Origin of the sequence: Chryseobacterium daecheongense (genome assembly GCA_027920525.1) — a bacterium.
GTDB classification, from domain to species: Bacteria; Bacteroidota; Bacteroidia; order Flavobacteriales; family Weeksellaceae; genus Chryseobacterium; species Chryseobacterium proteolyticum.
On sequence record CP115858.1, the window covers coordinates 924,566 to 936,747 of the forward strand.

A 12,182-nucleotide genomic window follows, 5' to 3' on the forward strand; every position below is an offset into this window, starting at 1 on the left:
TTTTTATTCTATTGGGATTTTTATTTATGCCCAAGCAAATCTATGCATGTGCTGTAAAAATTTCCTTACAAGAGAAATCGCGTTGTGAACTCAATATTTCAAAATCTATTAAAAAAAATCAGTGTAATTCCTGTGGTTCTAAAAAATGTCCCGGAAAATGCAATAATCCTTTATGCAAATGCCCGGCATCCAATTTAAATCCAACTTTACCGGACAGACATGATTTTAGTTTTCTTACAGTAGAAGTCTTTTCTCCTGTTTCTTTTTTAACTTATGAAAGTGCTGTTTCTAAAGGCTTTCAATCCATTTGGTTAATCCCTAAAATAGGCTAGATCCTGTATTTTATAGCCTAAAGTGTGCCTTTTTGTAAGGATACATTTCAATTTTTTTCCATTCAATTTATTAACTGAAACAACAGGAATATTCCTTTTGTTCACAAAATACTCTATACAATGAAATCAATATCAAAAATATGGATAGCATTCAGCTTGCTGTTTTCATTAGCAATCTATGCCCAATCTCAAAATATAAAAACAGAAACCGTAAAGATCTATGGGAATTGTGACATCTGTAAAGCGAATATAGAAAAAGCGGGAAACCTAAGAAAAATAGCTACAGTAAGCTGGAACAAAGATACCAAAATGGCTACTTTAACCTACGATCCTCAGAAGACCAGTCAGGACGAAATATTAAAAAGAATAGCTCTGGCAGGGTATGACAGTGAAAAATTTTTAGCTCCTGACAATGCTTATGCAGCATTACCGGAATGTTGTCATTACAAAAGAGATTTAAAACCCGCTTCTCAAAATAAGGCTATGGATATGAATATGAAGACTGACCATATGAACCATGACCAGAAAAAAACGGAAGAAAACAACATGATAGCTACCCAGAATACATCTCAGCTAAAAGCTGTTTTCGATAACTACTTCTCTTTAAAAAATGCACTGGTTAAAACAGATGCCGATAATGCATCAACTAAAGCTTCTGAACTGTCAAAAGCAATTAAAGCAGTGGAAATGAACCAACTTTCAAATGAAGAACATATGGTCTGGATGAAAGTAATGAAGGACCTGACCCTTAATGCAGAAAAGATTTCCTCTGCTAAAGATGTTGCCAAACAAAGAGAAATATTTGCTGTATTATCTAAAAATATGTACGACCTCGCAAAGGTATCCAAACAGGGTAATCCTATATATTATCAGCATTGTCCTATGTACAATAATGGGAAAGGAGCTGATTGGCTGAGCCTGGAAAATGAGATCAAGAACCCTTATTTTGGTTCTCAGATGATGACTTGTGGCAGCACAGTAGAAACACTTAAATAATATCAGTTATGGATAATCAATCAGATCATCACGGAATGCAACATAAAAACCATACAGGAATGTATAAACGATTTATCATGATGGCTGTTGCTATGTTTGTTGCCATGTACTTCATGATGTATTCAATGATCGACGGAATACAAAATCTCATTCCCAATATCAATAACTTTTATATGACCTTGCTTATGGTATCCGTCATGTTAATTATTGAATTATTGATCATGAAGGATATGTATAAAAACAAGAAAATCAATGGGATCATCATTGTATTTTCTCTTGCTTTAGGCATTTTTTCCTGGTTCGGAATCAGAGAACAGATTATGGTGGATGATAAAGAATTTGTAAAGGGAATGATCCCTCATCATGCAGCCGCTATTCTTATGTCAGAAAAGACAAAACTTACTGACCCGGAATTGATACAACTCCAAAAAAACATATTGGAAACCCAGGCCAATGAAATCGAACTCATGAAGCGGAAGCTGGAAGAACTCAACAAAAAATAAGGTAAAACTCATATTATAACAATTATGAAATCAAAAAAATTTAATAGTACCTATACCATGAAAAATATATTCTTATCAATCAGTGTTGTCTCAATGATGGCAATTACTTTATTCTCCTGTACAAAATCACCGGATAAAAATGCGGAACAACATACTGACCGTGCTTCTTCTGCAACAGAAACACAATCAGCCGCCCAATTAGAAAATACCAATACAGCAGAACAAATCAACAATAAATCAAATGAAAAGACAGCTGTCAAAGACCCTGTTAACAATTTTTCTATAGATCCTTTAATCAAAGATTATTTAATTTTAAAAAATGCACTTGTTGCCGATAACGATCAAGCTGTTGCTACTGCCGGAAAACAGTTATTAGCTACCCTAGAGAAGGTAGATATGAAAACTATCCCTGCAGATAAGCATAAAGCATATATGGAAATTGCAGAAGACGCTAAAGAGAATGCGGAGCATATTGGAGATAATGCAGGAAAAATAGATCACCAAAGGGAACACATGATGTCATTAAGTAATGACATGGCTGATCTTATTGCAACATTTGGAACGACCCAAAAATTGTATCAGGATTACTGCCCGATGTTCAACGATGGAAAAGGTGCCATCTGGATCAGCGAAGCAAAAGAAATTAAAAACCCTTATTACGGTAATAAGATGCTCACTTGTGGTTCCGTAAAAAAGGAGTTTTAACATGAAGAGAGTACTAAAGATTTTTGCAGCTATTATGCTGCTGGTTTTTATTGCTGTACAATTTTATCAGCCTGCCCGGAATGCAGATAAAGGGCAGGTTTACAAAACCGATTTTATAAAGACCCATAAGACAATGCCCGTTGAAGTAAAAACCCTATTACAGACCTCGTGTTATGATTGTCATAGTAACAATACCAATTATCAGTGGTACGATTACATACAGCCTGCACGAAGTTTAGTAGACAAGCACATTAAAGATGCAAAAGAGGATTTGAATTTTAACGAATGGACTACTTATTCGGGTCGAAAGCAGGAAAGATTAATAAACTCAATTAAAAAACAGATTGAAACTAAAAAAATGCCAATGTCATCCTACACGCTTATGCATAAAGATGCAAAACTGAATGACCGGCAGATAAAGCTGATAACAGATTGGCTGGAAAAGCAAGAATAAGTTTCATATAAAAGAAATATACAATGAATATATCCCAAAATATCTCGTTAAAGGTACTTCTGACAGTATTTATACTCCTGTGCTCGAAGACTATTTTCGCGCAAAAAGTCGTCCGTTACGAGCTATATGTAAAAGATACCATAGTTAATTACGCAGGTAAAGAAAAAAGAGCCATTGCAGTAAACGGGCAAATACCGATGCCTACATTGACCTTTACGGAAGGTGACATTGCTGAAATAGTGGTCCACAACCAGTTAAAAGAAAATACTTCGCTGCACTGGCACGGAGTCTTTTTACCCAATAAGGAAGATGGTGTGCCTTTTCTCACCCAAAATCCAATAAAACCAGGTGAAACCTACACTTATCGCTTTCCAGTGATTCAAAACGGTACTCATTGGTACCATTCCCATTCAGGAATGCAGGAGCAAATTGGTATGTATGGGAGCCTCATCCTGAAAAAGCGTGAAGAGGATAAAAGATTTAGAAAAGGAATCGACGATTTGCCAACCGTTCCTGTTATTTTAAGTGAATGGACAAACCTTAATCCGGACAATATTCACAGAATGCTTCATAACGCCAATGATTGGGCAGGAATAAAAAAGAATGCAACACAATCTTATGTCGAAGCTATCAAGGAAGGTTATTTTAAAACCAAAATCGCCAATGAATGGAAGCGTATGACAGCAATGGATGTAAGTGATGTGTATTACGATAAAATATTAATGAACGGGAATAACGCTACAGATTTAAAAACCGTTGATGGTAAAACATTAAAAGCCGGCGATAAAGTAAGGTTACGAATATCAAACGGTGGTGCATCATCTTACTTTTGGCTTCGCTATGCAGGAGGAAAAATAACGGTTGTCGCCAACGATGGAAATGACGTTGAACCGGTAGAAGTCGACCGTTTGATCATTGCCGTCTCCGAGACTTATGATGTAGTTGTAACAATTCCTGAAGATGGTGTTTCTTACGAGTTTTTAGCTACTACTGAAGACAGAACCCAGTCAGCCAGTTATTACATTGGAAATGGGATAAAACAGCTTATTTCACCACTTCCAAAATTAAAATATTTTGAAGGAATGAAAATGATGAACGGGATGATGAAAATGAACGGAGACCTGAATGATATGGGCATGAAAATGAGCTTAAACCAAATGGATATGAATGTCGTGATGTATCCCGAAATTACAGGAGAAGCTAAGAAAAAAGGCAAGCAAAAGGAAGAACCCAAAGAAGACCACAGCAAACATACCATGAATATGGATATGGATAATGATCCCAACCGGTATAATGCCAATGCTTTGGGTGACATTAAAACGCTAAACTATGCCATGCTACAATCTCCTTTCGATACCACGCTTCCGAAAGATGCCCCGGTAAAAGAACTCAGGTTTACGCTTACAGGAAATATGAATCGATACGTATGGAGCATGGACAATAAAGTTCTTTCCGAAACAGATAAAATTCCGGTTAAAAAAGGAGAGATCCTGCGTATTACGATTTATAATAATTCCATGATGAGACACCCGATGCACCTGCATGGATTTGATTTCAGGGTGATCAATGGTAAGGGGGAAAAGTCTCCTCTGAAAAATGTTCTCGATATTATGCCGATGGAAACCGATACCATCGAATTCCTGGCCAATGAAGAAGGGGACTGGTTCTTCCATTGTCATATCCTTTACCATATGATGTCCGGAATGAACAGGGTATTTGCCGTTGGTGATTATAAGAATCCTTTACTCCCAGACAAGGAAAAAGCCTATATGGCTTTGCAGATGGAAAGCAATATGCCACACTTTATGGCGCAGAATGATTTTGCTACCAATGGTAATGACGGGCAGGCCATGCTGCAGAATGCAAGATGGTCTTTAGGAACGGAATGGCGTCTGGGATACAACAGCATGCACGGTTATGAGGTAGAAACCCATCTGGGCAGGTATATAGGTAAAATGCAGTGGTTTATGCCGTTTATTGGTTTTGACTACCGTTACCGGAAAATGGGAATCGACGAACACGAAACCAATATCTTCGGGCAAAAAAACGAAAAAGATAGCCGTAGGGCATTCAGTTTAGGTTTTATGTACACTTTACCGATGCTGGTTAATTTTCAGGCAGAAGTATATCATGATGGTATTGTGCGTCTGCAGCTCATGCGTGAAGACATTCCGATCTCCAGAAGATTGAGAGGAGACTTCATGATAAATACCGATAGGGAATATATGGCAGGGCTCAGCTATATCATCAACAAAAATATCAACATCCGAACCCATTATGATAGTGATATGGGCTTTGGAGCAGGTATTACCTTAAATTATTAAAGGTGGTACTTTAAAAACAAAATGGCTCGGGAGCAAAGCTCCCGAGCCATTTTTATTGAATGAATATATGCCTGAAATCCAGAATATTTTAACCCTTGGGGCATAATTCTTGTACGAATTGAATACACCACAAAAAAAAAGTAAATATGGAAAATCAAGAAACCGTAGCAGTCCTTAACGATCTGCTGCACATCAGCAACGACCGGATTGCCGGATTTGAAAAAGTAGAAGGAAAGGTATGGGAGTCTTATCCGGACATCAAAGATGATTACGATAAGATGATCACCCAATCAAAAATCATGAAAAATGAACTGATCAACCTGATTACCGAAAAAGGAGGAACTCCCGAAGATTCACCTTCTGTTGCAGGATCACTTCACAGAACATGGATTGACATTAAAAACTCTTTTCTCGTAGGGGATAAGGTAGAATCTACCCTGGAAAATGTTGCTTTTGGAGAAAAAGCGGCAATAGAGGCCTATCAACAAGCTATCGATAGCGGACACCTTTATGATAAGAGCCTGGAGACCGTAAAAGAACAACTGCACAACATAAAACAGTCCTACGCCCAGTTTAAAAAAATGGGGGATTATAAGAAAAAGGATTAACTAATATATACTATTCACGAACTGATAAGGACCATGAAAATAGCTACGTATAATGTAAACGGAGTAAATGGGCGGCTGCCTGTTCTGCTTCGCTGGTTACAAGAAGCACAACCGGACGTGGTATGCCTCCAGGAACTGAAGGCGCCACAGGAACGTTTTCCCCTGAAAGAAATAAATGATGCAGGATATAATGCCATCTGGCATGGCCAGAAAAGCTGGAATGGAGTAGCCATACTTTCAAAAGGATATGAAATCACAGAGGTTCAGAGGGCTTTGCCAGGGGATCCGGAAGATATTCAAAGCCGCTATATCGAAGCAATCATTGATCAGATTGTTATTTGTTGTTTGTATCTCCCCAATGGCAATCCTTATCCGGGACCAAAATTCGAATATAAACTGGCATGGATCGATCGCTTGAAAAAAAGAACAGATGAGCTTATAAAAATGGACCTGCCCGCCATTGTTATTGGTGATTTTAATATTATTCCGACGCCATTTGATGTACATAAACCCGAACGATGGGAAAATGATGCATTATATCGGATCGAAGTAAGAAAAGCTTTTGAGAAAATGCTTAAAAAAGGTTGGCTTGATTCTATCAGAACCTTGTTTCCTGAAGAAAAGATCTATACGTTCTGGGATTACCTCTACAAAGCATATGACCGCGATGCCGGAATCAGGCTTGATCATGTTCTGTTGAGCCCTTATCTATCATCCAGGTTAAAATCGGGCGGTGTTGACCGGCATGTTCGTGGCTGGGAAAAGAGCAGTGATCATGCCCCGGTGTGGATAGAATTAGAAAAAGAAGGGAAACAATAACCCTATCTTTCCTGTTATCTTTTATTCCAGGCATATTAATAATAAATCTTTTAATTTTAGTTAAAAGATTTTTCGTAATATTATAGAACGTTTTATAAAATACAAACACATGAAAAATACAAAATTATTACTGGCAGTAATGATCACTGCGACGTTTACCACTACAGGATGGGCTCAGAAAACAACTCCAAAAGTAGCAGGTGGGGATAAAGACCAACACGGGTGCATCGGTTCAGCCGGTTATACCTATTCCGTTCTAAAAGATGATTGCGTAAAGCTTTTTGAAGAAAAGATACAGCTGAGAGAAGCTAATCCTCAGAAATCCTACGTTTCCAATGCTGTAGTTATCTTGAGTAAAGACAAGAAAAAGGCGGAATTGTTCCTTCCTGAATCCAAGGGAAGTATCATTCTCAACAGAACCCTTGAATACTTAAACACATCGGTGTATAAAAGTAAAAAAGGAACGTATAACCTGAATAAAGAAAAGGATAGTTATACACTCAGGAAAGGTAAGAAAATCATTTACAGTATTTAAAAAATAAAGCCTGCCGGTCAGGCTGTTGATGACCAGAGCCCGTTATTTGCTGATAACGGGCTCTGATTTTATTTATTTTTCTTTAAGATCTTTTTTAATCTGCTTCTCAGCATTTTCAGCTTTTTTTTCCTGTGCTTCCTTCTCTTTACGCTGCTGCACTCTGGATTTTTTTTCAGCACGCCTTTCCTGGCGTATTACTTTATTCGATTTCGTGTTATACAAAGCATCAACGATTCCTTGTCCGGTTTTACTGAAGATTTTTATTTTAGGTTTGTCATGGGTCCCCGTTACAACTACCGGAAAGCCGATCCATCCTCCCGGAGGAAGACCTATTCTTACCCGCAGATCCAGTAAACCGTTGAAACTTGTTGTTCCACTGATAGAAGGTCTTAGGACAGATACTTTAAAGGTGAATTTATCAACGTGGATCAGGTTATTTTTGATCACGGTTTCGATATTAACTCCTTTCATATCCGGATTATTAAAAGCGTTTGCACCAACATTATCACCAATTACCGAAAGCATCTTAAGATTTTTTACCTCTACATCCCGAAGGTTTACGATACCACCCCCTTCAAGGGACGGATAAATAGGCCTCATATTTTTATCAAAATCTCCTTTAAGTTTATAATCAAGAGACACAATCCCTTTTACATTCTTAGCAGCAGTAACCATTTCCCGGACCATATCAATTTCTTTATAAGCCCTTTGTACATCAAAATCCAGTACCTTAAGCACAATGTCATAATTAGCCGTTAATGGAGATTCGTCCTGATAACGTGCATCAATATTCATGCGGCTTCCAATGATATCAAAAGAAGTATTTTTAAGATACACCTGACCCGTATTTACAGAAGCCAGACCTTGAAGATGATTGAGATCAAGTCCCTTAAATTCGACTTTTTTAACATGAGCTTCCAAAGAGACATCAAGGTTTTTCGGAATAATTACCACACCGCTGCTTTTAGGATTTTCAACTTTTGCATATTCCACTTCAATCGATTTATCTGCATTATCTCCATCCTTAAGTGCCATGAACTCGTCAATAAGAATATAATTGGAGTTTAACCCAAACTTTCCGTGAAGGGTCCCCTTTCTTTCAATAAAATAGTTGATCGTATTGAGCAGATATCCGTTTAATGCAAAATCCGATTTTCCATAAGTGGCCAAAAACTTTCTGAACCACATTTTCTCATTTTTAAACTGAAAATTTCCTTCTTTGATATAAAATGATTTGGGAAGATACGATGTAGTAGCCTTTATATTTTTAAGAATCAAAGTTCCTTTATTATCCAGCTTACTGTATTGGCCGGTAGTTGCATAGCTCTGACGTCCGTTCAGGGAAAGATCCGCCATAATCAGTCCGCTTACATCAAATCCTTCTTTTGCAAAAACTTTATAGATTCTGCCCACATTCAAAACACCTTTTGCTTTAACTTTATAAAGCAGATCTTCAAAATCATGCAGATCAGCATTAACATAGACAGGATTCCCTTCAAAATCAAAACTAAAAGGATCCAATTTCACTCCAAGGCTTTTAAACGTTCCGTCTGTATTATTAATATTGGCGGTCAGGTTGATATTCTGAATAGGGTTGGGGTAATATTTCGTCTTCAGCCAACCCTCTTTTAAATGAAAATAACCCTCCGTCTTTGGGAATAATTTTTTATCCAGGCTGAAGATCCCGTTTGCCTTGATATTCGTATCCATAAGCCCACGAACATCAATATTCTTCAAACCTAATGCCTGATCAAGAGTCTGAAGATCAACAGCGCCTTTTACATCGGCATTCACCATCATTTCATTAAGTCCTTTCGTTCTTACAACCGCACGGAAATTATTATTTTTACCCAGATCAAAACTCAGATTCCTGAGATTCAGATTCATCTGTTCCGCATCTAATGAAGGAAGATCTACCATAAGATCCATATTCAGGTTGTTCATAGGAACAGGAGCTTTTCCATTGGATACAAATCCATCTTTTACCAGCAGTCTGGCATTTAACCTTGGTTTCAGCTTTTTAGGTTCACTGAATCTTCCTTTCAGGCTGAAAAACAGATCGCTGTTTCCTTCAATTTTAGTGTCTTTTGCCCAGTCTAGATATTGCGGCGGCAGTACCGAGATCATATCACGGATCGTTGTCTTTTCAGATGCAGCATTGATGTCGAGATTATATCCGTCTTTCAAAATACTAAGAGAACCTGTAAATTTTAAGGGCAGATCATTGATCCTTAATTCGTTTTTCCTTAATACAAAAGTTAATGCATTCGTATTGATCCGCGTAATGAGATCTGCACGCAAACTTTTTTGTTTGGCGTAATAGATTCTGTTGAGGGCAAAGTCTACTTTATTGATCTCCAGATCGGTTTGCAGATCAAAAATATCTTTGCTGAATCCACCTTTACCTGTGTAATTCAAGCCTTTGGCATCTACCAGCACTCTGGCAGAATGATCATTGTATTTGATATTCCAGTTTCTGAATTTGATAAGGTCCAGCTTTATAGATGCTCCTTCTTCTGTACTATCCTTAGGTGTTTGTGAGGACTTGGAAACATAAACATTATAGTTGGCTTCTCCTTTACTGTTGACGAAAACATTCGCGTTGGCATCCGTTACATATATTTCATCAATCTTCACCTCACGGTCAAAGATCAGGTTTTTAAGATTGATTCCCACGGCCACTTCTCTAGCGGCAAGTAGAGTATCTTCCTGAAATGGCTTTGAACCTTTCAGGATAAGCTGATCCACAGAAACCGTTAGCGATGGGAAATGCCTGAAAAAGGAGAGGTGGGTCTTTTTATAATCCAGTTTACCCGCAAGATGTTTATTGGCAAATATTTTTACCTGCTGGGAAATAGTTCCCGGAACCAATATAGGGATGATGAACATCAGAAAAAGAATGGATGCTATAGAAATTCCCAGCCATTTCAAAACTTTCAAAATTATTTTTATAAACTTTTCCATAAAATTGCTATTATAATTTTGATTTCGATATTATTTTCCTCTTATGAGTAAATAATAATTAACAACCATCTAAAATCAAGCCATTCATCACTAAAGCACTGTTTCAAACATGTAAACAAATACTTCACTATAAAAACAACAATACATTAATAAACAAATAATTACAACAATAGATTGCAATCAAATTATAGTTTATATGATCTATGAAAGTTTACAATAATTTTAACAAAAAAGTACCTCTAGGAGGTACTTTTAAATTCTATAAATTCGAAAGAGTTTTAACTCTAAAACAATTTAAGTCCTACAATTCCAACTACAATCAGCAATGCAGACAACAATCTGAAGATATTAGCCGAATCCTGAAAGAATATAATCCCTATCAATAAAGTGCCTACCGCACCAATTCCTGTCCATACCGCATAGGCTGTCCCAATAGGAATGGTTTTCTGTGCATACCACAGCATAGCACCGCTGATCGTCATACAAATGACAGATAGAAAGATCCATCCGAATTTATTGCTATCAGCCTGTTGCGACATTTTGATTCCCAAAGGCCATCCGATTTCAAAAATCCCTGCGATAATTAATGCAATCCAGTTCATAATTTATTATTTTTTCATCTGTTATACTGTTCTCAAAAAGTAGGATTGGAAATACACCAATCCTACCAAACATGATTAAATTAGAATGAACCTTTCCGGCATGAAAGGATAGACTGTACAGATTTTTATTGATTCTTAACCATGTTTGCCAATCATAAAAACTGAAAACTTTGAGTAATGAAGTGTACAGCATTTTTACTTTGTAAAAGTAATAGTAAATACTAGTTTTCAACAGATTAAATAAAGTGATCTGACATAATCCGCAGGTGAAGTGTAGTTTTCAACGGATGAAACGTCACATATATATTTACTGTAGATCTTCCTTTTTTACACAATAGCAGATTTAGGGAGAATAGCTTATCTTTAGGTAAGTATTTTCATTTTTAGCATTACCATGGGAAAATCAACGGAATCACTTGAGGAATTTTACAAACATAAGCTTACGCATCTTTCCCAGAGTCCAGGAAAGGACAGTGGTCTATTCAATATTTTTAGTATTGAAGAAAATATGATTAACGGAACAAGTTCACCAAGCTATATCCGGAGAACCTTTTACAAGATCATGCTTTTTAAAGGGAATAATGTATTCCATTACAGTGACAAAAGCATACCAGTTGAAGGAGATACCTTATTATTCTTTGATCCTAAAATGCCTTATACTTACGATCCTTTGAAACCCGGAAGCAGCGGATGGTTTTGTGTCTTTAAAGAAGAGTTTTTTCAGGATACCCAGCGGATCAACCTCAGGGAACTGCCTTTATTTTCAGGGGCAGACCATCCGGTATTTAAACTCAATTCCGAAGAGTCTGAAGAAATACGTATGATCTTCGAAAAAATCTATAAAGCAAATAATACAGAATACATCTACAAACATGAACTGATCAAAAGCTATATCAGTGAAGTGATCTATCTTGCCATGCAATTCCGTCCCAGTGAAGATATTTCTTTACATTCCGATTCAAATTCGCGCATTACGGCTCTATTTCACGAATTGCTCGACAGAGAGTTCCCGATAGAATCCAAAACAGACCGGTTCGAGTTAAGATCTCCGCGTACAATTGCCGAAAGGCTTTCAATCCATGTCAACTCACTCAACAGAGCTATAAAAACTGTAACAGGCCTTACAACTACGGAACACATTTTTGCTAAGCTCACTGCAGAGGCTAAATCCCTGCTAAAACATACCCAATGGAATATCGCAGAAATAAGCTATGTTCTGGGGTTTGAAGACCAGGCTCACTTTAATAATTTTTTTAAAAAACAAACGGGTATGAATCCATCTGCCTTCAGACAGGTTTGAATCTGACAAAAAATGGTTTTAATATCACAAAGTAAGGCCG

At 37.2% G+C, this 12,182-nt stretch carries 11 protein-coding genes; 9 read left to right on the forward strand and 2 right to left on the reverse strand.

Translation table 11 applies throughout. From position 1 onward, the window contains the following. The first annotated feature begins 452 nt into the window (after positions 1–452). From PFY10_03920 to PFY10_03955, 8 genes are all read left to right on the forward strand, one after another. Complete coding sequence (locus PFY10_03920; GenBank protein WBV57592.1) at positions 453–1,328, forward strand: DUF3347 domain-containing protein; 876 nt, start codon at positions 453–455, stop codon at positions 1,326–1,328. 8 nt (positions 1,329–1,336) lie between these two features. Next, positions 1,337–1,831: a DUF305 domain-containing protein gene (locus tag PFY10_03925; GenBank protein WBV57593.1), complete on the forward strand. Its 495-nt coding sequence runs from the start codon at positions 1,337–1,339 to the stop codon at positions 1,829–1,831. 24 nt (positions 1,832–1,855) lie between these two features. After that, complete coding sequence (locus PFY10_03930) at positions 1,856–2,536, forward strand: DUF3347 domain-containing protein (GenBank protein ID WBV57594.1); 681 nt, start codon at positions 1,856–1,858, stop codon at positions 2,534–2,536. A gap of 1 nt (position 2,537) precedes the next feature. Then, positions 2,538–2,990 (forward strand): heme-binding domain-containing protein, encoded by a 453-nt coding sequence (locus PFY10_03935; protein ID WBV57595.1) that lies wholly within the window; start codon positions 2,538–2,540, stop codon positions 2,988–2,990. Positions 2,991–3,013: 23 nt separating this feature from the next. Further along, complete coding sequence (locus tag PFY10_03940; protein ID WBV57596.1) at positions 3,014–5,314, forward strand: multicopper oxidase domain-containing protein; 2,301 nt, start codon at positions 3,014–3,016, stop codon at positions 5,312–5,314. 146 nt (positions 5,315–5,460) lie between these two features. Next, entirely contained in the window at positions 5,461–5,922 is a 462-nt protein-coding gene (locus PFY10_03945) for a PA2169 family four-helix-bundle protein (GenBank protein ID WBV57597.1), read from the forward strand. 33 nt (positions 5,923–5,955) lie between these two features. Continuing rightward, positions 5,956–6,741, forward strand: a complete 786-nt coding sequence (gene xth, locus PFY10_03950) for an exodeoxyribonuclease III (GenBank protein WBV57598.1) — start codon at positions 5,956–5,958, stop codon at positions 6,739–6,741. Positions 6,742–6,850: 109 nt separating this feature from the next. After that, positions 6,851–7,276, forward strand: a complete 426-nt coding sequence (locus PFY10_03955) for a hypothetical protein (GenBank protein WBV57599.1) — start codon at positions 6,851–6,853, stop codon at positions 7,274–7,276. 72 nt (positions 7,277–7,348) lie between these two features. Here the strand turns inward: PFY10_03955 and PFY10_03960 are convergent, their stop codons facing one another. Both PFY10_03960 and PFY10_03965 read right to left on the reverse strand, forming a co-directional pair. After that, positions 7,349–10,240, reverse strand: coding sequence for a membrane assembly protein AsmA (locus PFY10_03960; GenBank protein WBV57600.1), 2,892 nt, complete (start codon positions 10,238–10,240; stop codon positions 7,349–7,351). 284 nt (positions 10,241–10,524) lie between these two features. Next, positions 10,525–10,842: a multidrug efflux SMR transporter gene (locus PFY10_03965; protein WBV57601.1), complete on the reverse strand. Its 318-nt coding sequence runs from the start codon at positions 10,840–10,842 to the stop codon at positions 10,525–10,527. 394 nt (positions 10,843–11,236) lie between these two features. Between PFY10_03965 and PFY10_03970 the strand changes: the two genes are divergently transcribed. Next, on the forward strand, positions 11,237–12,142 hold the full coding sequence (locus tag PFY10_03970; protein ID WBV57602.1) for an AraC family transcriptional regulator: 906 nt from the start codon (positions 11,237–11,239) through the stop codon (positions 12,140–12,142). Positions 12,143–12,182: the final 40 nt, after the last annotated feature.